This is a genomic window from uncultured Thiothrix sp., assembly GCF_937873765.1.
GTDB lineage: Bacteria > Pseudomonadota > Gammaproteobacteria > Thiotrichales > Thiotrichaceae > Thiolinea.
In genome coordinates, this window is record NZ_CALMZC010000022.1 from 1 (window position 1) to 22336 (window position 22336).

Sequence of the window (22336 nt, forward strand, 5' to 3'; positions counted from 1 at the left end):
AGCGGCAGCAGCTCCAGCGGCAGCAGCTCCAGCGGCAGCAGCTCCAGCGGCAGCAGCTCCAGCGGCAGCAGCTCCAGCGGCAGCAGCTCCAGCGGCAGCAGCTCCAGCGGCAGCAGCTCCAGCGGCAGCAGCTCCAGCGGCAGCAAACCCTACTGAGCAAACTTCGTCAAGCGTTAGCGCTGATGGTGAAAAAGTTTATCGTAGCATTTGCTTCTCTTGTCACGATGTAGGGATTGCCAATTCGCCTAAACTCGGTGACAAAACAGCTTGGGCTCCACGTATTGCCGCAGGTAAAGATTCTCTTTACAACCACGCTCTGAATGGCTTAAACGCTATGCCTGCTAAAGGCGGTAATCCAGCACTATCTGATGCAGACATCAAAGCGGCTGTCGATTGGATGGCTGCACAGGCTCAGTAATCAACTCAGTGTTCTCTTTACGAAAGGCGCTATTTTTAGCGCCTTTTTAGTTTCCTACCCCATACTCTGTAAGAATCAGCGTTTTCTGTTTAGTGTCCTCCCCAATCGACTGCTATCCTGCCTGTTTTTAGCTAGAAAATGCTACTATGGATTTATTCGCTAGCCTAGGCTCTATCGATCTGCATTTATTTTTGACTTTATTCGTAGTAGCTACAGTAGCAGGCTGTATTGATGCGATTGCTGGCGGCGGGGGCCTACTAACGATTCCCGCCCTACTTTGGGCGGGTTTACCCCCGCTTCAAGCACTTGCTACCAACAAGCTTCAAGCCAGCTTTGGTTCGTTTACAGCCACTTGGAATTATACTCGCCAAGGCTTAATTGAACCCTCAGAGCATCATTTAGCAATTACCTTAACTTTCATTGGGGCAGTGAGCGGTGCTTGGGTTGTGCAGCAGATTGACTCTTCTTTTCTAGCTAAACTAATCCCAATTTTAATGATCAGTTTTGCTCTTTATTTTATGTTTTCACCTAAACTAGATGATCAAGAGCGTCATCAGCGCATTAGTAAAAACCTGTTTGCGGCAATAGCTGGGTTTGGAATTGGCTTTTATGATGGTTTTTTTGGTCCGGGTACAGGTACTTTTTTCGTCATAGCGTTTGTTACGCTACTCGGTTATAGCTTACCGCGTGCGACGGGAGGTACTAAACTCCTTAATTTTACAAGCAATATTGCCTCGCTGATACTCTTTGCTGTTTCTGGGCATGTGTTGTGGTTATTGGGCTTAGGCATGGGTCTTGGGCAAATAATCGGTAGTTACATAGGCTCAAAGCTCGCCATTAAGCATGGCAGCAGCCTTATTCGGCCCTTATTAGTGATTGTTTCGTTACTCGTGTCATTACGTCTGTTACTTCAAACCTAACGCCAGATTAACAAAAATTAGTTTGAACCTTTTTTAGACAAACCGCTACCTAACAGCAAATTGACTAAAATTTTATCAATTTAACAAAAACAACCATGAATTGCGTGGTAAAACGACAACTTATAGAGAGAGGGATAATTTATGAACAGATGTTTAAACAGTATGAATATGCGCTGGTGTTGTCTGCTTGCATTATTCATGCTATCGGGAATTTCCTCCGCAGCGACGATTAGAGCGGTCACTGGTCAACTTAACTTGTTAGCGACGATTAATGGAGAACCTGCTTTTCGTGAGGTTGTTTGGCATCTACGCTCACTCAAATTACTGAGTCGCAATGACAAGACTACAGAACTAACCATTACCCGTCACTCTGCCGTAGTCGATTTAGAGGCAGGTAAGTATCAAGTGATTGCCACAGCTGGGAATAAAACTGAGACACAGCTTATTACGATTGAAGAAGGTGGCAAACACAATCTAGTTTTAAATTTACGCTAAAACCTTGATGGCAATCGCTCGATCTAGCCAAGCCCAGATCGAGTCAACCCGTTAAAGCTTAATGTCTGAAATGGCGCATACCCGTCAATACCATCGCAATCCCATGCTCATTCGCCGCCTCAATGACCTCCTGATCACGCAATGAACCACCCGGCTGAATCACTGCTTTAATACCTACAGCCGCTGCATTATCAATACCGTCACGGAAAGGAAAGAAGGCATCTGAAGCCATTACTGAGCCAGTGACTACTAAGCCCGCATGCTCGGCTTTGATGGCAGCAATCCGTGCTGAATTAACTCGACTCATCTGCCCGGCTCCCACCCCAATCGTCATACTATCTTTTGCGTAAACAATTGCATTGGACTTAACGAATTTTGCTACACGCCACGCAAATTGCAGATCGTTTAATTCAGCTTCAGTGGGTTGACGTTGCGTCACCACTGTTAAACCCTCTAATAAAGCAAGGTCTGCAGTCTGAACTAATAAGCCTCCACTCACACGCTTGAAATCCAGCATCGGTGTGGTACTAGTCTGCCACTGCTCCACAGTTAATAAACGCACATTTTTCTTAGCTGCTACGACTGCTACCGCTTGTGGTACAAGACCCGGTGCAATAATCACTTCAACAAATTGGCGTTCAACAATTACCTGTGCAGTTTCCGCATCTAAGGGGCGATTGAAGGCAATAATGCCCCCAAAGGCGGATTCTGGATCAGTGCTATAGGCGCGATTATAGGCATCTAATAAGTTAGCACCAACGGCAACCCCACAAGGATTCGCGTGTTTGACAATCACACAAGCTGGAGCATCGAACTGTTTGACACATTCTAAAGCAGCGTCGGTATCTGCAATATTATTGTAAGAGAGTTCTTTGCCTTGAATTTGTACTGCACTAGCAATACTGCCTACGGGTGGTTGGGTTTCCGCATAAAAAGCAGCTTGCTGATGAGCATTTTCACCATAGCGTAAATCTTGCAACTTATGCATTTGCAGATTAAAAGTCCGTGGGAACCTTAAAGGTGTTTCATGCGAACCACCTGCTACCCGCGAGCCAAAATAATTAGCAATCATCCCGTCATAGCGGGAAGTATGTTCAAAGGCTTTAATCGCTAAATCCAAACGAGTGCTCAAGCTAATTCGCCCACCCTCTTGCTGCATTTCGGCTTGAATACGCGCGTAATCACTGGGATTAACCACAATAGTGACATGCGCATGATTCTTAGCACTGGCGCGCACCATCGCCGGGCCACCAATATCAATATTTTCCACGGCATCCTCTAGACTGCAATCAGCTTTAGCGACGGTTGCCTCAAACGGATAGAGATTGACTACAATTAAATCAATCCGCCCAATCTCGTGCGCTTCCATCACAGCATCATCCATACCACGCCGCCCTAAAATCCCACCATGAATTTTGGGATGCAAAGTTTTAACCCGTCCATCCATCATTTCGGGAAAGCCCGTATGGCTAGACACTTCGATGACGGGAATTTGATTATCTGCTAATAGCTTAGCGGTGCCTCCGGTGGAGAGTAGCTCAACACCTTGTGCATGTAGAAACTGAGCAAATTCGAGAACACCTGTTTTATCAGAAACGCTTAATAAAGCACGGGTCACAGGCAAATTGGATTGGTTAGCAGAACTCATCATGGGGGTTTGAATCCGAGGTCAAAGAAAAACACCTATTGTAACCAGTTGATAGAATCAGGCCAATGTACCGCGAGGAACTATTCAAATCCCATCACCTCAGTTTAAACAACCAACTAAACTCAAAAATTAGGTAATTTCATAAATTTTTCGTCAAATTTTCAGGACAATTTAGTTATTACCAGTAGATGCTATTAAGCTTAATCATTAAGCGAGGACTGTAATCATGAAACTTAGGCAAGTTATCAGTTTTTCACTCATGGCTTTATTTGGCCAACAAACAGCTCTAGCAGGATACCTGTCAACAACAGCATCACCCACTGCTACCAACACGGATCAGTCAGTGACGAGGCTGATACGCCCTAGTGAAGTAGATCCAAAAATTTATGGTAAAACCATAGGCAATTGGGGACACACTTGGTGGGAGTGGGCTTTTAATATTCCTAAGGCTACTAATCCTTTGCTTAAGAATGGAGCAATCGATTGCTCAGTAGGGCAGCAGGGTAAAGTATGGTTTCTAGCAGGTAATTTTGGCGGTACTAGTAAGCGCTCTTGCACTATTCCACAAGGGAAAGCATTATTTTTCCCAATTTCCAATAGCGTTTGGTGGACACCCGCACCCGGCACTGATATCGGCTGCAAAAATGAATTGCATTGCCGAAAAGAAGTGGGTGCATTGCTCACGAACTTAAATTATACCTGCAAAATCGATGGACAAGACTGTGCTTGGAAATACGCTATTATACGCGCCCAATCAGATAGTTTGCCGTTTACTATTAAGACTGACTCGATTCTTGTCACTGAATATGAAGATATACCCGGTACACGTGACATTTCAATCTCCGATGGCTATTGGGTGATGCTCCCCCCTCTCCCTGTTGGGGATCACAAAATTCGTTTTACGGCCAAGATGAATGACTTTGCACTAGACGTTAGTTATACGCTTAAGGTCAATTAAGCTAAGCCTTGAGAGTAAAGTAACCTAGTTAGCTTTGCTCTCAAGTATTAAGGAAATCAATATGATCAAGCTCCCCTCTATCTTTAGCATCTTCTTGTTAGCTTTAAGTTTTTTAGTGACTGATCTTAAAGCGGCTCCAAGTAACTTATTACTCATACCTGAATCAGTAGCTCTTGCTGACTACCAGAGTAAAGCTATCAGTCGTCCTAGCGCAGTTGACCCCAAGGTCTATGAACAAACTATTGGCAATTGGGGGCATTTCTGGTGGAAATGGCTAGGTAAATTTGCCTCAGCTCATGATCCCAACCTACAATCAGGTAAAGTGAACTGTGCCAGTGGTCAAACGGGTAAAGTTTGGTTTTTAGCCAATGCTTTTGGCGGCATTTACCAGCGCTCTTGCGTCATTCCCCAAAACACAGCTTTGTTCATCCCTATTTTTAATACTATTTTCTGGACTCCAGCTCCAGGAGCTACGTTTGGCTGCAAAAACGAAAAGCATTGTAGAGTCGTTGCTGATTCTGTTATTAGTGACTTAATTGACTATAGTTGCACTTTAGACGGCAACCCTTGTTCCTTACATTATCCTATTATAAAAGCACAGTCAGATACCTTGCCCTTCACAATTAAAGACGACTCTACTTTTACTACATGGGGGGAAATACCTAGTACACGATCTATCTCCATTTCCGACGGCTATTGGGTGATGCTGGCACCTTTAAAAAAAGGTAAGCACCAATTACATTTCACTGCGACAACTGATTCTTATAGCCATGACATAACCTATAACTTAACTGTTCATTAGTTGCCTAAATCCATACTTTTGTCTCAATACCTCTAGTCATCCGGCATTTATCCTTGCAGAGAGATGCCGGATGGAATCCTACACTCATCCATCATCTGCCCACTAGGCTGAAACGCGCTGTAGCTGCATAGTGGCTCCTGTCGAAACAAGTTTTACATAAGTGACCCACTTAAATATTCACAGGAGATTTTAAAATGAAAAAACACGTATTACTCGGCTTAGTTGCAACGACTGCTTTATTTGCACAAACTGCTTTCGCAGAACCTACTTGCACTAAAGAACTCAAAGACAAATGGATGACTGAATTAGATGCTCAAAAGAAAATAGTCGGTGAGATGGGTTATGTGATTTACAAATTCAAAGAAAGCGACGGCGCTTGCTATGAAATTTACGGTATGGGCGCTAAAGAAGGCGGTGCTGCTGGCGAAATGGAAAAAGTAGAAATTTACTTTAACCCTATCGATTTAAGCATCGTTGAAAAGAAAAAAGACTAAACCACCAGCAAGTACTCAAACTATCATCTCCCTGATAGTGTTCTGAGCTTCCCCTCTTCATACCCTCAGAGGGGATTTTGCTGTGAGCAGTCCTGCTTATTGCGGTTTTTTCCCATGCTCTGCTTGATAATGTGCAGCGTACCAATCCGGCTTGGTAAAATCTGTATCATAAATAAATTCAGCTACCGCCTGTAACTCAGCATCACTGATTTGCGTTTGAGCAGGCATCAGACCAAACTTTTTTACCGCCCCCGGCATTAAGACATCATTCGGATTCGGTGCTTTCACCCAAGCAACCACTCGTTGAATAAACGCCATTCGCTCTGGGTAAGTCTTAATGACATGATCTTTAACCCCAAATAAGGGCGGTGCTATGCCCTCTTCTTTCGCTGCTAAAGCATGACAACTCATACAAGCCGATTGATAAACTTTTGCGCCGGGATGGTTAACTTTAGCTAAATCCGTTGGTTCTAGATTAACAGCATGCTGCTCATGACCTGAACAAGATACGATCAATACAGTCAGAAAACTTACTGCAATACTCTCTTTAATTTTCATATTAACTCTTAAAATGACTAAGCGATTAAAACAAATATCCTAAAGGCCAATGCGTCAAACTACCTATAAGACATTTGTCTTACAGACCTAAAGCTAGTGGTTTTGTATGCTGATTGCCCATATCTCCAATAGAGTAAAACGCCTGATTACCTGCACAATTCATCTATCAATCAGCGGGAGCAACGACAGTTATGCAAGCACAAGACATTAAGATTTGGGATTTATTTGTACGCATTTTTCATTGGTCAGTTGTGCTTATGTTTATGCTCGACTTTTGGCTAATTGAGGATGATGGAAGCTGGTCGCTGCATCGCATTTTGGGTTATGCGCTTGGGATTTTGCTGAGTCTACGGATCATTTGGGGATTTATCGGTCCACATACTGCACGCTTTGCAAGTTTCTTCCCAACCCCACACCGAGTTGCTAAGCATTTACAGGATTTAAAACAGCGTACTGTGGATCCGCGCGAAGGCCATAACCCTATGGGTGGGGCAATGGTGCTCCTGTTATTATTGATGTTAGCCATTATTACCTTATCGGGCTGGATGCAAACTTGGGATATGTTTTGGGGTGAAGATTGGCTCGAGGAAGTACATGAAATTGCAGCCAATCTCACCATGTACTTGGTGGGTATTCATGTGGCTGCTGTCGTGATCATGACGAAAGTGACAGGCATCCCCTTATTGCGTACTATGCTGACGGGCAAACGAACAGGGCTGTTGGTAACTCATAATGATTCTAAGCAGTAACACGGAGAAAGCTTTTCTTCCACCGCGCTATCGCACCCTCTTTTGGGTGCTTTTGCTATTTTTGCTTATTAACTTCTTAACACGGTTCGGCTTGATGTTGTTTGAAGGCGATAGTCATAACTTCGCTTTCAATGTCTTCCCGAAAATTTTATTCAGTGGCTTCATTTATGACTTAAGTGTAGCTAGCTATGTCTTAATTCCGTTTATTCTTTTAACTTTGGTATTTGGGAATGGCCACAAAGGCCGCTGGCTATTTGCTGTCTCAGCCACAATCTTGTTAGCGCTAGCCGTGTTTGGCTTTTTATTCACCGCTTTAGCTGAAGGGACTTTCTGGAATGAATTCTCCTCACGCTTTAATTTTATCGCAGTTGACTACTTGATCTACACGCGCGAAGTGATGGGGAATATTTGGCAATCTTATCCAGTGACTTGGTTATTGCTCGGCCTCGCGGCAATTGCTTTAGGCTTATTATGGCTAGTACGCAAACCGTTTTGGAGCGCAGCCCTTGCTGAAGCAGGGAATTTACCTAAACGCCTCGTAGCCAGCCTACTGTTTTTATCTTTACCCGTAGCCAGCTTTTTGCTAGTGAATGATCATTTACGCGATGGTTTTACTCGCCCGGCTGAGCGTGAATTAGCCAGTAATGGCTATTACGAATTTATGCGCGCTTTCCGTACCAATGATTTAGATTATTTTAAGTTTTATAAAACTCTGCCTACTGAACAAGCATCTCAAATCCTGCAACAAGCTTTTCAGCAAGGCCAACCTGAACTCAGCTTTGTACAACATCCCATGCCCACCGCGCATGTCATTCAACCCAATACAGCACCTTTGCAAAAAAATGTAGTGCTTATTTCTATCGAGAGCTTAGGGGCTGATTTTGTGGAGTCTTTTGGTGGCAAGACTGGTTTAACACCGAATTTAGATCGCTTTGCTCAACAAGGCATGGTTTTCAATCAACTCTACGCCACTGGATTACGCACCGTGCGTGGTTTAGAAGCACTGACCTTATCGATTCCCCCCACACCCGGCCATGCAGTCCCTGCCCGTAAACACAATACGGGATTGCAAACTTTAGGAGGAGTGCTCCAGCAAAATGGCTATAAGCCTTTCTATATTTATGGCGGCTATAGCTATTTTGACAATATGGAAAACTTCTTCACTGGTAACGGCTATCAAGTGATCGATCGTACCGATGTCGCTGCAACCGATATTCATCACGAAACCATTTGGGGCATTGCCGATGAGGATATTTTACATCACACGATTGGGGTAATTAGTCAAGAAACTGCTAAGGGACAAAAAGTTTTTGCGCATGTTATGACGACCTCTAATCATCGCCCCTTCACTTATCCAGAAGGTCGGATTGACATTCCCTCCGGTAGTGGACGCGATGGAGCAGTGAAATATACCGATTGGGCAATCGGTCACTTCATGGAAGAAGCCAGCCAGCAGCCTTGGTTTAAAAATACCTTATTTGTGTTTGTGGCTGATCATACTTCGCATGGACGTGGGCGCACTGATTTACCACCGGAAAACTACCGAATTCCGATGATTATTTATGCACCTGATTTTATTCAGCCGCAAAAAATTGATGCCCTAGCTTCACAAATTGATGTGGCTCCGACTATTTTAGGGCTGCTCAATATCCCGTATATCTCTGAATTTTATGGTCAAGATATTCGCTTAGCCGCTACGCGTAATCCACGTGCTTTCATGGCTAATTATCTAACCGTCGGCTACATGAAAGACGGCAAAGTGTTTGAACTAATGCCCAAGCAGACAACTAAAGTACTCGATGCTGACACGGGTACTGAACTGCCTAGCGACCCTGCCATGCTTGATGAAGCCATCGCCTATTATCAAACAGCGGCTGCCCGTCTAAATGCCTTACAAACCGCTCCATAAACTCAGCTTAAGGACTAAGCTAAGTCTTAGTCTTTACCTAGCTTCAGGTCTAATCAACTTGCAAGCCGAAGAAACGACTTGTCGGACTTGGCAAGCGAGTGATACTCAAATTAGAGGCTTAAGAGTCGGGCATATCCAGCTTGAAGTCGGCAATGTCTTCAATCCAAATTTACCGGCAGAAAACCATTGGTATCACCGTTTTACCAATCAACTACATCTTAAAACCCAAGATAAGGTGATTGCCAAAACCTTGCTCTTCAAGACTGGTGATCCGTTTGATTTTAGGCTGCTGGCTGAGTCTGAGCGCCTATTGCGCACCCGCAGGCATCTAAAAGATGCGCAAATTAGTCCTCAACAGATTTGTGGTAAACAAGTTAATTTACAAGTAATCACCATAGATAATTGGACTCTCGCACCTGCCCTATCCTTTGGACGCTCAGGCGGCAATAACTCCAAAAGTATTAGTTTGGAAGAACATAATCTTCTAGGCTTGGGCAAAGAACTGAGTTTGAGCTTTAAGCAGGATGCAGAACGTAATCAAACTAAACTGACTTACAACGACCCACAAGTTTTAGGCACACGCTACCATTTATTACTCGGCTTGCAAAATAATAGCGATGGTAAGGGACATCAATTTAGGATTGGTTTTCCCTTCTATAAACTCGCGGCGCAAAGGGCTTGGGGCTTAGAAAGTCTCGCTTTGCACCAAGAAACTTCTAATTATGTGGAGGGGGAAGTTACACATAAAATAGGAGTAGAAACTAAACAAGATTCGATCTTTTATGGGTGGTCGCAGAGTAAGACACCTCAACTGACTGAGCGCTATCGTCTAGGCTGGCAGCAAGAAAGTCGCCATTATTTCCCAACCCACTCCAACCCTGAACTTCAACCTGAATCTAAGCAAGCTTATCCATGGATTAGTTATGAGCTACTTGAAAATCATTACATCGAACGTGAAAACTTCAAAACCATGGGGCGAACTGAGGATATTAGCTTAGGACAGCAATTTTTAATTGAAGCAGGCTTTTTGCATCCAAAGTTTGGGGCTGACGATAGTTATTTAAAACTCCTTAGCCGCTATAGTAAAGGCTATAGCCCTACTAGTAATCAGCTCAGTTTAGTCACAGCGGATACAACCGCGTGGGTAGGTGATGGATCTTATCGTGGCTTACGCGCCAATCTAAAAGCCGAATGGAATTTATATAATGACTCATGGGCAAGTTGGCATTTAAGTGGTGAGTGGCATACCGCTGACAATCTACAACATGGCGAGCAATTGCTGTTAGGCGGTAATAATGGTTTGCGTGGTTATCCAACGGGCTTTCGTTCAGGTGAGCATAGTGCTTTGGTTAGCGCTGAACGCCGCTTTTACTTTAAGAAAAACTTATTTGGGGTAGCAAAGCTAGGAGCTGCTGCATTTATTGATGCAGGTACTACTTGGGGTACGGGTCAAAGAGCAGATTGGTTTGGTGATGCAGGGGTTGGTTTAAGGATTATTCCTACCCGCTCTAGTAGTGGCAAGATTATCTCTGTTGATCTAGCTATTCCCTTCTCGGCTAAGGGAAAAATAGACCAGTTTCAAATTCTAGTAGGAACAGGAGCAGAGTTCTAAACAATTTAGTTTTTCTACTTATTTGAGCTGTTCAACGCTTGAAAAAGCTTTTAATTGAGCTTAAACGGGTTTTGATGCGCGCACTTAAGTTATTCAATACCGAACTCGTTGAGGGAAGCTCCTTGGCGGCTTGCACCTTAAGTAATTCGGGTTGGGCACGAAACTCACCGACTTGCTTGATGGCCGCCTCTAAGTGGTGCTGTAACACTTTAGGGCGTAGAGGATGAAAAATAACCCGAAACACCCGTGCTGCATTCACTAAATCAATAATGGTTTCCGAATCGCCTAAACGCGCCACTGCTAAAGATACGACATGCGGATGCTCTTTTTTTAGCAAGCAGAGAAAGCCAAAGTTATCGCGATCAATACCATCAATACTAGCGACAATCACGCCTACTTCATGATCCTCCATTAAAACCAAAGCCTCCTCAGGAGTACGAGCTGCCAGTACTTGACCACGCTGCGATCCTAGCTCTTGGAAGATAGCCAATAAATGCATTTCTCGATCGACAAATAATAAAGCTAGGTTATCCGGCCAACTGAGCGACGCAGGCGTTATTTTTTCCAGCCCTGCCTGCGGTCGAACAGGAGCACTAGGTGGTGGCGAGCTTGGTTCTAATGGCTTGGTTTCTGTTAAGTCCGGTTTGGGTAAAGGGGCAAGCTTAGCTAAATCCAAACCAATATTGACCGCACTAGCAATAATTTCGCGTAGCTCTTCACTATCCCAAGGTTTACAAATATAGCGATACACCTCCCCTTCATTCACTGAACCCACAATCGCCGCTAGGTCAGCAAATCCCGTTAACAGAATCCGCACGGTATGCGGTGAGTGCTCCTTAGCTTGGCGCAGCAGTTCCACTCCTTGCATCAGTGGCATCCGTTGATCACTGACTAACAGGTGATACTGATTACGTTTGAGCAACTCAAGGGCATGATAGCCATCGGTGGTGACCGTCACCTCATAATCCATCCGAAACAAAGCCCGCAAACTATTTAGAATCCGCTCTTCATCATCCACGAACAGGACTTTTGGTTTCGGGGCAGTTGCCGCATTTTCTTGTGACAACCGCCGCAAACGGGCTAACTGAACAATATTGGATGTAGCACCTTGGCTCATGCGGTTCCTCCTTGATTAAGTTCATTTAGCCCATTTTCGCTCTGTGCTTGATACTCACGGGGTAGATTGACCGTAAAACATGTGCCTACGCCTAACACAGAGTCTACTTGTATGTCACCGCCATGCTCGTTGACAATGCGTTGCACGATAGACAAACCCAATCCGGTACCTTCGCCGACTTTTTTGGTCGTAAAGAAAGGGTCAAAAATTTTAGATAAATGCTCTGGTGAAATGCCGTGACCATTATCCCGAACCTCAATGGCGAGCCCCTGCTCGGTTGGACGAGTGACAATAGTGACTACGCCTGTTTCCTCAGTGGTCGCTTGGCAAGCGTTATTGATCAAGTTCAATAGGACTTGGTTAATTTGTGAAGGTGAGCACCGGATAAGTGGAACTTCTCCGAGTTGCTGTTCAATACGGCGGTGCTTGACCAGATTACGTGCAATTTTCAGCGTACTGGCGATCCCTTCATTGACATTAAACTCAGCTACGCGCGCCCGATCCAAGCGGCTAAAGTCCTTCAAATTACCCACAATCTCCGAAATTTGACCAATACCATACAAGCCATCCCCTAATAGCCCTTTGACTTCACCCACTGTTTCGGTTTCTACAAAAGCACTGGAGAGTTCTTGGACTGTGGCAAATTGATCTGCTAGCTGTTGCTCATGCTTAGCTTCATCCTCTTGCGGCTCTTGCGTCATTAAATTCATTAGACGGGAGGTTTCAGTCACTAGAGTATCCACATCCCCCATCCGTGCATTGAGGATTTCCAAGCCTCCTTTCACATAAGCTAAGGGCGTATTAATCTCGTGAGCAATCCCTGCTACCATCTGCCCCAAGGACGCCATCTTTTCAGATTGAATGAGTTGTAATTGAGACTCGCGTAAATGTGCTAAGGCAGTCGACAAATCACGGGTACGCTCTTCAACCCTTTGTTCTAAGAAGGCATTCGCTTGGTCTAAAGAACGATAACTCCGCCAGACTGCAATCATGGCAAAGGCTAACAGCAAGAGTAAACCTGCTGAATACGCAATTAAAGCCATCCGCCACTGCTCTTTTTCTTGTAAGGCTAAATCAAAACTACGCTCAAACTGGGTTGCTAACTGATCAATACGAACGGTAATAGGCACTTGATCAATACTAGCAAGCACCTGATCCTCGCTCTCTTTTTGCTTCAAAACTGTCTGAGCATGATTCACGATCATCCTCACTTGAGACTGAATCTGCTCAGGGTAGGTACTACTTGGCGCTTCTGCTAACTTCTCCAGCAAGCCTGCCACCCGTGCTTTGATTGCTTCATCGGGTGCAAGATTGTATTTCAATAACTCAGTCAGCATCTCACTCGCCGTCACCTCCAACTTAGAGATCTGCTCTGTATTGTTTATCCCTATAGAGGTATCCGATAAAGTCACTGCCACAATTTGATCACGAAGCTGCCCAACAGCCGTTGGTAAAAAGCGCAGTGAGTTTTTTAAGAGAGCATTTTGCATCTTGAACCGATCCACCAAACTAATCTTCTCATTGATAACGGTTTTTAGATCATCTGCTGCTTGTTTGATGGCACTCTCGTTGGCTTGGTTCGCTGCTTTCATTAAAGCTGGTTGGTTTTTTTGTAACCATTGCAAAGGCGTTGTTACTTGATCATAGTTTTTATTTATACCAATTTTGGAACGTAAAATATCCAGATTCCATGTAGCATCCACCTGCTTTAATTCACGCAACTGACCATTAACCTGCTGCAGCAAGGTCGTATCAATGGATCGTGTTTTTTGTACTAGAGCCAGTAAAATAGCAATCAGACCTAGGCTGAGAACTACCCCTAAAAGCCGCCGCAAGATAGGCTTCATGGCTTGGCTCCTAGTGCTTCTCCACTGAGGCTATTCAGAAATTTGACAATCATTCGCTTGTCCACCTCGGAAGCCGTACGTCCTAACTGATGACGGAACATCACATCGACTGCATCCTCTAAAGTATCGGTCATACCGTCGTGGAAATAGGGTGCTGTCAAGGCCACGTTGCGCAACGAGGGAACTTTAAAAACATGCTTATCCGCTTCTTGTTGGGTCACATTAAAACGCCCTAAATCAGCAGCACTTATGGAACCACGCTTAGCAAAATAATCATCCATGACGCCAAACTTCTGGAACATATTGCCGCCGATATTGACGCCTTGATGGCAAGCAATACAGCCGTAGTCTTTAAATAATTGATAGCCTTTTAGCTCATCTTGATCTAAAGCCTTCGAATCTCCCAATAAATAGCGGTCAAACCTTGAAGGTGTTAAGAGAGAACGTTGATAACTAGCTAAGGCGTTTTGAATGCTGCTAGCTTGTAGGCCTTCTTGTGGATAAGCGGTATTAAACTCAGCGACTAAGCTGGCATCAGTCGACAAGAGTTTTAACAAATCTTCCCAGTTCATATCTAGCTCACGGGCATCATGCACCACTTTATCAACTTGATCCTCCAAGCTGTCCGAACGCCCATCCCAAAACTGTCTAAAATTTAGGCCACTATTGAAAATGGTGGGTGCATTAATCACTCCCATTTGTTGGCGAACGCCTATTGAATTTTTACGTCCATCAGCTCCACCTTTACTTAAGCTGTGACAAGAAACACAAGCAGTACTGTTGTCTCTAGAAAAGCGCGTATCATGAAATAAGCGCTCGCCTAGCTTGATTTTATTTGGATCGAGTTGCAAGGATTCAAGCGTCGGTAACGGGCTGAGAGGTTCACCAACCAGTGGTTCAGCTACCACCGTCAGCGACATGGGGCTAAGAATAAACGCAGTCAAGAGTAAACGAGCAGAGAAGATAGGCAGACACAGCCTTACCCCACTACCGATGGGTAAAGTAAACATCCTTAAGATCCTTCTTATGTAAAATCTTCCTAAATAGCGAGTATTTATTTTTGTTTTAACTTATAAAAGTATAGTGCGCAGTTATAGATTTATTGGGGAATAATCAGTCAAAAACAAACAATCACTGTTCGCTGGCTTTTGAACTAGGCACTATAAGAGTAGCTGGAAGCACTCAGTGTTAAAGTATCTTTAAATAGGAAGGAATCTAGCATTTTAAGGCTTACAAGAAATCTTCAAAGAACCATGCTGCAAACTCATGGCGACTGCTTAAACCCGATTTACGATAAATGGCGGTGGCCTGTTGGCGTACTGTCTTTTCTTTGGTATTACGCACATTCGCAATCTCGTCAAAGCTCAATCCCTTGAGTAATAAGGAGGCAACCTCTTTTTCACTCGGTGTCAGTTGCCAAGTCTCAAACTGTTTTTGAATAACCTGCGCATATTCTTTCCCAGCCGTACTCATCTGTTTGTGTGCCTGCGAAAGATTGTCCTTAGTCTCTAACAACTGTGCTTTGACTGCTTCTAATTCACGCTGACGTTTTATAAAAGCTTGCAGCAAATAAGCAATCCCGCCAACAGACATCAGCACAACGAGAACCTCAATGGTTAAATGCCAAGCTTCAGTACCTTCTAAGTAATCACTTATTAAATCGCTAGTAGTCAACACAGTGATCAAGACTAATAAACTAACAAAAAATATTTCCTGACTTCGGAATTTCAACATGTTTATGCATCCAGCCCTGTTATTAGACATTTGTCTCATTGCATTATAGTAAATTTGGGAATAAATTCCCACAAATGAATACCAACGTGCATCAGATCGTTCTGCATATCTTGCGTCCCTTGATACGCATTTTGCATCGCAAAGGCTTGGCCTTTGGCGAGTTCAGTTTGTTAGCACGCAAAGTTTATGTAGAGATGGCGGAAGAAGCTCTCACCCAAGCGGAAGAGAAGCCGACCAGTTCCCGAATTGCGATCAGCACGGGTTTAACTCGTAAAGAAGTCGCGCAACTACGTCAACATACGGCTGAAACCTTGGTGGATGTGACGCGCTATAACCGCAGCGTGCGCGTGATTGGTGGCTGGATTAATGATCCAGACTTTAATACGCCAACCGGACAACCAGCGACTTTAGCTTTGCAAGGGCCTTTGCCAAGTTTTGAAGCTTTAGTTGGGCGCTATAGTGGCGATATGCCTTGTCGCGCGATGTTGCGTGAACTCTTACAAACCGGTGTTGTAAGTCAAGCTAGAGGCGATAGCGTAAAGCTGATCACGGATGCCTATATCCCGCAAGGCAGTGAAACCGAGAAGCTGTCGATTTTAGCCACTGATGTGGCACTACTGGTGAATACGATTAACCACAATCTGTTATGTGCAGCAGAAGATCGGCGTTTTCAGCGTAAGGTGAGCTATGACAATTTACCTGCAGAAGCTTTACCACAGTTCAAACGCATGGTGGACGAGGATGCCATGACCTTACTCCTCAAACTGAATGCTTGGCTCGCGCAACAAGATCGTGATCATAACCCTGAAGCTAACGGTAGTGGACGTATGCGCGCAGGACTAGGTATTTATTATTTCGAGGAGCCTGTGCAACCCTCCTCAGCTCAACAGGATAAGCCCGATGAAGTTTAAACATCTTATCTCGATCAGCGTTTTAGCCAGCAGCCTGTTCTTAGGCGCTTGTGTGGAGACGCAATTAGCTGAGGGAGGCATTGGTGGCACAGGCATTTCAGTCGGTCCCATTACGGGCTTTGGCAGCATTATCCAAAATGGTGTGCGCTACAATGTGAGCCAAGCACGCTTTATGCGTGATGGAGTCAACGTTCCTGATCAAAGCCAATATCGTGTCGGCGAAATTGTCAAAATCCAAGGTACTATCAATGCTGATGGCGTCACGGGTAAAGCCTCTCAAGTCGATTATGGCAGCCTTTTACAAGGGCAAATCACAGCGCTAGGAGCGGATGGTAAAAGCTTATATGTACTTAATCAGTTAGTGCGCACTGATAGTCTCACTGTATTACATGAGGTCAAACTGTTTAGTGATTTAGCCGTCGGTAATATCGTACAAATCTCGGGTGCACGCGATGCCCAAGCTATAATTCGTGCGAATAGCCTAACCCTGCAACAAGACAGTTTTATTCCTGGCAACTCGCTACAGTTAATTGAAGGGCGTATTACTCAAGTCGATGTTCGCACTCAAACTTTCATAGTGAATGGTTTGAGGATTGATTACAGTCGAGTGGTGCGGGGCACTTTGCCTGCAATCAATCAATATGTGCGTGTCACCAGCAAAGAGAGTTTGCAAAATAGTCTGCTGATTGCTAGTGATTACCGCTTAGCTCAAGAGTTTGTAGAATTTACAGTGGGTGAAGAAGCCGAGTTAGAAGGCTTAGTCACCGCTTTCATTAGCTCAAACCGGTTTGCCATTAATGGGCAATTAGTAGTAACCACCTCTGCTACTAAATTTGAAAATAGTACTGCTGCGGATATTAAGCTAAATGCTGTCGTTGAAGCCGAAGGTCAAATCAATAATCAAGGTGAACTCGTAGCAGAAGAAATTTCAGTGCGGCAAGCTAGCAGTGGGCAGACACGCGAATTAGAAGGCAAAGTTATGTCTATTGACGCCTCAACCCAGACTTTGACGCTACTCGGCAATACCTTGCTAGTAGATGCCTCCACAATAATTTTGCAGAAAGCTAATGATCAAGAAACCAGCATTCGCTTTACCGCTTTGCATGTGAATGATCATCTGGAAATTAAAGCACGCCAACTGACAGATGGTCGCCTGCTTGCACTACGGATTGAACGTGATCTTGAAGATCTTAGTTCACCTGATATTGAAGTAAAAGGACTGGCCACCGCGATTAACCAGTCTCAAGGCAGTTTAGAAATTTTAGGCCTAACCGTAATGAGCGATGCCAGCACTGAGTTTAAATTCAATTCAGATACTGTGAGCCAAGCTGCCTTTTTTGCACGCCTTGTGGAAGGTCAAAGTGTAGTAAAAGCGGAGGGTACACAGTTAACTAATCAAGTTTTAAAAGCTGACTCTTTAGAACTCGAAACCGAAGATGACTAAAGCGTGAGTAAAAAGCCCAGCACTGGTATTGCTGGGCTAGCCAACCTGCCCTTAGGGGCAAGCATGTAAAAAAAGGAGTGTTTAATGAAACACAAGCAATGGTCTTATCTAGGCGCTTTGGCCGTGTTCGTCAGCCAGAGCTTTCTACTCACTGCAAATGCAGCCGATTATACGGGCGGCCAATTAAGCAATACAAACATCACTGCTGCGGGCGTGGTTGTTCCCGATGGAGCACGTTTACTTGCCTCACAGTGCTTCCAATGTCATGGCACTAACGGCAAATCCACAACTGGTATCGATAGTCTCGCGGGTGAAAGCCAGAATGAAATCATCAGTGAGATGCGCGAAATGAAAGCGAAAACTAAAGTCGACCTGATGCACTACCAAGCGAAAGCTTACACCGATGCACAGATTCAACTTATCGCAGCCTATTTCGCCAGCGTGAGCCGTGGCAATAGCAGCAATAATAACCACGACGATTAAGCCCAACCCTAAGCGCATTAAGAGGTCATGATTATGAATGATATTTCTCGCCGTCAGTTTTTGAAAACTTTAGGCTTAAGTTTAGGTGCTGCGGCTTTACCTATCAGTTTTGCCAAAGCTGCAGTGCGCCCACGAGTCATTGTAGTGGGTGGCGGGTTTGCTGGGGCAACTACTGCAAAGTACTTACGCCTTTGGTCGAATAATACTGTTGATGTAACTCTAGTAGAACCGAATGCTGTCTACTACTCACCCATCCTTAGCAATTTGATCTTAAATGGTCAGAAACAACTCAATCAACTTGGGTTTAAATACGATACCTTAGCGCAAAAATATGGAATCACGGTGACGCGAAGTACAGTCAGCTCGATTAATAGCGCAAGCCGTACTGTTAATCTAGCTAATGGCAAAACACTAGGTTACGAACGTTTGATTCTCGCCCCCGGTATTCAATTCAAAGCGATTAATGGCCTAGATAGCAATACAATCCTACATGCTTGGCAATCAGGCGATCAAGTACAACGCCTGCGCCAGCAAATCCAAATGATACCCAGCAGTGGGACTTATGTCTTAAGCATTCCCAAAGCGCCTTATCGCTGCCCACCAGGACCTTATGAACGGGCTTGCGTCGTCGCTGATTATCTCAAACGCAATAAACCCGGCGCTAAAGTGGTGGTGCTCGATAGCAATCCCGATATTACCGTGGAGCGCGATACCTTCAATGCAGCGTTCACTCGGACTTATGCTGGTATTGTTGAATATGTGCCGAATACCATTTTGCAATCCGTCGACTCTGCGAAGAAAGTAGCGGTCACTAGTTTTGGTGATTATCGAGCGGATGTACTCAATGTCATTCCTCCCCATCAAGCGGGCAGTATTGTGCTTAAAAGTGGATTAGGGAATAGCAGTAGCGGCGATTGGGCGAATGTAAATCCTTTAAGTTATGAATCCACTGCGATTCAAGGCATCCATATTATTGGCGACTCACAAGGAACTGGACAGCCGAAAGCCGGTCATATAGCTAATGCGGAAGCTAAAGTGTGTGCTGATGCTGTGTTGCGCTTGTTATCGGGTAGCCAGCCTTTTGCCGCACCAATGACTAATTCAGCCTGCTATAGCCCGATTAGTTCGACAACTGCTTCTTGGTTAACAGCGGCTTTTGCTTATGATCCAGCTAGCCAAACCATGCAATTAGTACCCGCATCCTATGGTGCTTCTAGTGGTGCGAGCACCTCAAATTATAAGAAAATGTTTGAGTGGGCCAATAGTCTATTTGGTGATACCTTCGCCTAAAATAAGTTCCTGATCCACAAAAACTTCGGCAGCGGCCACCCCGCTGCCAACTTTTTAAAGGTTAAAATTTCAGTCAAATTTCAGTCTAAATTGGTGTGCCGAGTAGTTGGATACTCCAAAATACTAGAAAACCCGCAAATAAGACCAAGGTTGCAATCGGTTTTTCCTCTACTTCATGAGCTTCAATCAGTAACTCTTCTGTCACTAGGTATAATAAAGCCGCTGCACTAAAGGCTAAAGCCGCTGCAATCATATCATGCGAAGCCCCTGCTAAGAGCCAACGCCCCAACACGGCAAACATCAAAACCGTGACACCTAAGGCAGTCGATAGAGCTATAATCCGCCAGCCCTTAGTATTTTCAGCCGTCAGTGATAAGCCTAAGAATAATAGCTCGACAGATAAACCCAAGGCTAGAATCAAACCCGTTTGCCCGCCTGCAGCAAAACCAGCACCGATAATAAAACCATCGACCGCAATGTCTACAAAGGTTGCTATCACTAAGCCATGCGATAAGTTACCACTGGCTGCATCAACTCCTGCTTCTAACTGCATCGCCCATAGTTTCATGACATACATAAATAAACTACCCAAAGCAAAGGCGATGATAATCACTACACCCGAAGCATGTTCGCCTTGAATATCGGGTAACACCTCGACGGCTAGAGCTGCAAGTACAACCCCCGCTGCGAAGTGTTGGATCAAGCTCCGCGTTTGGTGACTTGGATGCCAGACCATCGCTAACACACCGCCCATTACAGCTACTAAGGCAGGAATTAGCATAATTAAATAGCTTTGATTAAGTAGCAGCCAAGCTTCTAAAGATATACGGTCTAGCATACATCGCTCACTTTATGAGAAACCTCAACTTGCTTAAACATCAGTTTTGTTATGAATGGTTTTGTTGCCTGTCACCATCGCACGCGCTAAATTCTCTTTGTGTAAACGACTGCTGACGATCACACCTAAAATATGCGCAATCACTAAAAACAAAGTAAAATTAGAAAAGAATTCATGGATTTCTTTCCAAATACTTTCATTTTCATCACCCTCACCTGCTTCATTTTCAGCTTGCTCACCACCTATTTTACGCGCTTCAGCTACTGCAATTAAACTCGGCAGTGCTAACTCCACTTTAGCTAAAGGGCCTTCTTGATGTTCATCCGCTAATACTTTTAAGCCAGTCACAGTAGTTGCTAATAAACAAGCTAATAAAGCAGCTACCATCCAACCACCCGCTGGATTATGACCTAAATAATGTTTTGGGTGAGTTGTTAGCAAAGACTTTAAATATTCAATCACCGCTTTCGGTGCATACATAAAATCGCTAAAGCGTGCGTATTTACTCCCAACAAAGCCCCAAATAATACGAACAACCACTAAACCTAAAATCAGATAGCCGCTAATTTCGTGTACATCACCCCAATCATCCCATTCGTCTCCAGTTAGATAAGAAGTAGCGAAAGCGAGCACCAAGCTCCAATGAAAAATTCTGACTAAAGGATCCCAGACTTTAACTTGAGTGATTGCTGGTTTAGTATCCATACATTACACCTAATTTTAACTAATAAAGATTTTGATAAAGAGTACTGAAACTAGCCCTAAAGTGCATCCGACAAACCTCTCACCCACGCCCCAGAAAACAAACACTTAGCCTGCAAATTGCCCTGAATCAGGCATTCGCCTAATTGCCTGAAAGCACTCGTTTGCCTAAAAGACTGTTTAGTAAGCTCCTGCCATCTCAGGAGTGTAGTGGAGTTTTGAGTGATGAGCAGTTATAACAAGGTCACAAACCCTTTGAGTTTTGAGCCAAACCCCAGTTGGTTGCAACGACTCAACGCCTTAGACTGGCTATGGGCTTTAGCGATTATCAGTGGCGTAGGTGTCTGGCTATATAAACAGCCAATGGATCACTTTGAATTAGCAATTTTATTGGGTACTAGCCCTGCCTTAATTGGCTTAGGTTGGTTTTGGAAATCAATTCGCGTCTATTCTTTAGTCGTTATTACTTTAAGCCTAGTTGCCTTGTTTTTATATAGTGGCCAACGTGAATTAGCTGAAACTAATTTTTTCTTAAAATACTTGCTCTCTAGCCAGTCCGCGATTATGTGGATGAGTACCTTATTTGTGATGGCGACACTAACTTATTTTTTAGGTTTGTTCACCAGTAATGAGATTACTTTAAAAACAGCCAGCTACTTAACTTGGGCAGCACTCATTATGGGCTTAACCGGTTTAATGGTGCGTTGGTATGAATCCTATTTAATTGACCCCAGCTTTGGGCATATTCCAGTCAGTAATTTATATGAAGTCTTTATTCTTTTTTGCATTTTAACAGGGCTGCTGTATTTATATTACGAGCAAGAATATCAGCAGCCTAGCCTAGGCGGTTTTGTTCTATTGGTGATTAGTGCAGCCGTTGGCTTTTTACTTTGGTATAGCTTTGAACGGGGCGCTCACAAAATTCTGCCTTTAGTACCTGCTTTACAAAGCTATTGGATGAAAATCCATGTACCTGCGAATTTCATTGGCTATGGCTCATTTGCCCTCGCCGCCATGGTAAGTATTGCCTACTTAATCAAACAAGCAGCTAGCCCGCACGGATCTGACAACTTCTTCGCTCGCGCTCTGCCTTCCTTAGATTTAATGGACGAACTGACTTATAAAGCCATTGCTTTAGGTTTTGCGTTTTTCACCGTTGCAACCATTTTAGGGGCGATGTGGGCAGCGGAAGCTTGGGGGGGGTATTGGTCATGGGATCCAAAAGAAACTTGGGCACTGATTGTCTGGCTCAATTATGCCGCTTGGTTGCACTTTCGTTTCTCCAAAGGCTGGCGCGGAACAGCGATGGCGTGGTGGGCAATCTTAGGGCTATTTATTACCCTATTCGCGTTTTTGGGCGTGAATATGTTTTTGTCGGGTCTGCATTCTTATGGGCAGCTTTAAAAA

22 protein-coding genes are annotated in these 22336 nt (G+C 44.3%); 14 read left to right on the forward strand and 8 right to left on the reverse strand.

Going from position 1 to position 22336, the window contains the following annotated elements; genetic code table 11:
• From Q0307_RS07155 to Q0307_RS07165, 3 genes are all read left to right on the forward strand, one after another.
• Positions 1–418, forward strand: a 418-nt coding sequence (locus Q0307_RS07155; RefSeq protein WP_298658689.1) for a c-type cytochrome, incomplete at its 5' end; no start/stop codon positions are given.
• A 146-nt stretch (positions 419–564) separates the two neighbouring features.
• Positions 565–1338 (forward strand): TSUP family transporter, encoded by a 774-nt coding sequence (locus Q0307_RS07160; RefSeq protein ID WP_298658692.1) that lies wholly within the window; start codon positions 565–567, stop codon positions 1336–1338.
• A gap of 141 nt (positions 1339–1479) precedes the next feature.
• A complete protein-coding gene (locus Q0307_RS07165; protein ID WP_298658694.1) occupies positions 1480–1833 on the forward strand; it encodes a hypothetical protein in 354 nt (117 codons plus the stop codon).
• Positions 1834–1891: 58 nt separating this feature from the next.
• Here Q0307_RS07165 and purH read toward each other — a convergent pair whose 3' ends face one another.
• Positions 1892–3481 (reverse strand): bifunctional phosphoribosylaminoimidazolecarboxamide formyltransferase/IMP cyclohydrolase, encoded by a 1590-nt coding sequence (purH, locus tag Q0307_RS07170; RefSeq protein ID WP_298658931.1) that lies wholly within the window; start codon positions 3479–3481, stop codon positions 1892–1894.
• A gap of 226 nt (positions 3482–3707) precedes the next feature.
• On the opposite strand from purH, the gene Q0307_RS07175 reads away from it, so the two are divergent.
• From Q0307_RS07175 to Q0307_RS07185, 3 genes are all read left to right on the forward strand, one after another.
• On the forward strand, positions 3708–4439 hold the full coding sequence (locus tag Q0307_RS07175) for a hypothetical protein (RefSeq protein ID WP_298658697.1): 732 nt from the start codon (positions 3708–3710) through the stop codon (positions 4437–4439).
• 61 nt (positions 4440–4500) lie between these two features.
• Positions 4501–5241, forward strand: a complete 741-nt coding sequence (locus tag Q0307_RS07180) for a hypothetical protein (protein ID WP_298658700.1) — start codon at positions 4501–4503, stop codon at positions 5239–5241.
• 194 nt (positions 5242–5435) lie between these two features.
• Positions 5436–5735: a PepSY domain-containing protein gene (locus tag Q0307_RS07185; protein ID WP_298658704.1), complete on the forward strand. Its 300-nt coding sequence runs from the start codon at positions 5436–5438 to the stop codon at positions 5733–5735.
• 96 nt (positions 5736–5831) lie between these two features.
• Here Q0307_RS07185 and Q0307_RS07190 read toward each other — a convergent pair whose 3' ends face one another.
• The gene (locus Q0307_RS07190; RefSeq protein WP_298658707.1) at positions 5832–6293 is read right to left on the reverse strand and encodes a cytochrome c; all 462 of its coding nucleotides are present in this window, start codon (positions 6291–6293) and stop codon (positions 5832–5834) included.
• Between the two features lie 191 nt (positions 6294–6484).
• Between Q0307_RS07190 and Q0307_RS07195 the strand changes: the two genes are divergently transcribed.
• Genes Q0307_RS07195 through Q0307_RS07205 form a run of 3 tightly spaced genes read left to right on the forward strand, consistent with a single transcriptional unit; the run spans position 6485 to position 10563 of the window.
• Positions 6485–7042: a cytochrome b/b6 domain-containing protein gene (locus Q0307_RS07195; protein ID WP_298658711.1), complete on the forward strand. Its 558-nt coding sequence runs from the start codon at positions 6485–6487 to the stop codon at positions 7040–7042.
• Entirely contained in the window at positions 7026–8951 is a 1926-nt protein-coding gene (locus Q0307_RS07200; RefSeq protein WP_298658714.1) for an LTA synthase family protein, read from the forward strand. The genes Q0307_RS07195 and Q0307_RS07200 overlap by 17 nt, the downstream gene beginning before the upstream one ends.
• A gap of 58 nt (positions 8952–9009) precedes the next feature.
• Positions 9010–10563, forward strand: a complete 1554-nt coding sequence (locus Q0307_RS07205; protein ID WP_298658717.1) for a BamA/TamA family outer membrane protein — start codon at positions 9010–9012, stop codon at positions 10561–10563.
• Between the two features lie 31 nt (positions 10564–10594).
• Here the strand turns inward: Q0307_RS07205 and Q0307_RS07210 are convergent, their stop codons facing one another.
• The 4 genes from Q0307_RS07210 to Q0307_RS07225 all read right to left on the reverse strand — a co-directional run bounded on the left by Q0307_RS07210 (position 10595) and on the right by Q0307_RS07225 (position 15261).
• Positions 10595–11680, reverse strand: a complete 1086-nt coding sequence (locus tag Q0307_RS07210) for a response regulator (protein ID WP_298658720.1) — start codon at positions 11678–11680, stop codon at positions 10595–10597.
• Entirely contained in the window at positions 11677–13527 is a 1851-nt protein-coding gene (locus Q0307_RS07215) for a DAHL domain-containing protein (RefSeq protein WP_298658723.1), read from the reverse strand. Before Q0307_RS07215 ends, Q0307_RS07210 begins: the two co-directional genes overlap by 4 nt.
• The gene (locus tag Q0307_RS07220) at positions 13524–14537 is read right to left on the reverse strand and encodes a cytochrome c peroxidase (protein WP_298658726.1); all 1014 of its coding nucleotides are present in this window, start codon (positions 14535–14537) and stop codon (positions 13524–13526) included. Before Q0307_RS07220 ends, Q0307_RS07215 begins: the two co-directional genes overlap by 4 nt.
• A 220-nt stretch (positions 14538–14757) precedes the next feature.
• The gene (locus Q0307_RS07225; RefSeq protein ID WP_298658728.1) at positions 14758–15261 is read right to left on the reverse strand and encodes a LuxR family transcriptional regulator; all 504 of its coding nucleotides are present in this window, start codon (positions 15259–15261) and stop codon (positions 14758–14760) included.
• A gap of 74 nt (positions 15262–15335) precedes the next feature.
• On the opposite strand from Q0307_RS07225, the gene Q0307_RS07230 reads away from it, so the two are divergent.
• From Q0307_RS07230 to Q0307_RS07245, 4 genes are all read left to right on the forward strand, one after another.
• On the forward strand, positions 15336–16172 hold the full coding sequence (locus tag Q0307_RS07230) for a DUF6502 family protein (protein WP_298658731.1): 837 nt from the start codon (positions 15336–15338) through the stop codon (positions 16170–16172).
• Positions 16162–17616 (forward strand): DUF5666 domain-containing protein, encoded by a 1455-nt coding sequence (locus Q0307_RS07235; RefSeq protein WP_298658734.1) that lies wholly within the window; start codon positions 16162–16164, stop codon positions 17614–17616. Before Q0307_RS07230 ends, Q0307_RS07235 begins: the two co-directional genes overlap by 11 nt.
• 84 nt (positions 17617–17700) lie before the next feature.
• A complete protein-coding gene (locus Q0307_RS07240) occupies positions 17701–18099 on the forward strand; it encodes a c-type cytochrome (protein ID WP_298658737.1) in 399 nt (132 codons plus the stop codon).
• 33 nt (positions 18100–18132) lie between these two features.
• Complete coding sequence (locus Q0307_RS07245; RefSeq protein WP_298658740.1) at positions 18133–19389, forward strand: FAD/NAD(P)-binding oxidoreductase; 1257 nt, start codon at positions 18133–18135, stop codon at positions 19387–19389.
• An 85-nt stretch (positions 19390–19474) separates the two neighbouring features.
• Here Q0307_RS07245 and Q0307_RS07250 read toward each other — a convergent pair whose 3' ends face one another.
• Together Q0307_RS07250 and Q0307_RS07255 are read right to left on the reverse strand one after the other, a co-directional pair.
• Positions 19475–20227: a zinc permease gene (locus tag Q0307_RS07250; protein WP_298658743.1), complete on the reverse strand. Its 753-nt coding sequence runs from the start codon at positions 20225–20227 to the stop codon at positions 19475–19477.
• A gap of 33 nt (positions 20228–20260) precedes the next feature.
• Positions 20261–20932 (reverse strand): cytochrome b/b6 domain-containing protein, encoded by a 672-nt coding sequence (locus Q0307_RS07255; RefSeq protein WP_298658746.1) that lies wholly within the window; start codon positions 20930–20932, stop codon positions 20261–20263.
• 222 nt (positions 20933–21154) lie between these two features.
• Between Q0307_RS07255 and ccsB the strand changes: the two genes are divergently transcribed.
• The gene (ccsB, locus tag Q0307_RS07260; protein ID WP_298658749.1) at positions 21155–22333 is read left to right on the forward strand and encodes a c-type cytochrome biogenesis protein CcsB; all 1179 of its coding nucleotides are present in this window, start codon (positions 21155–21157) and stop codon (positions 22331–22333) included.
• Positions 22334–22336 lie beyond the last annotated feature (3 nt).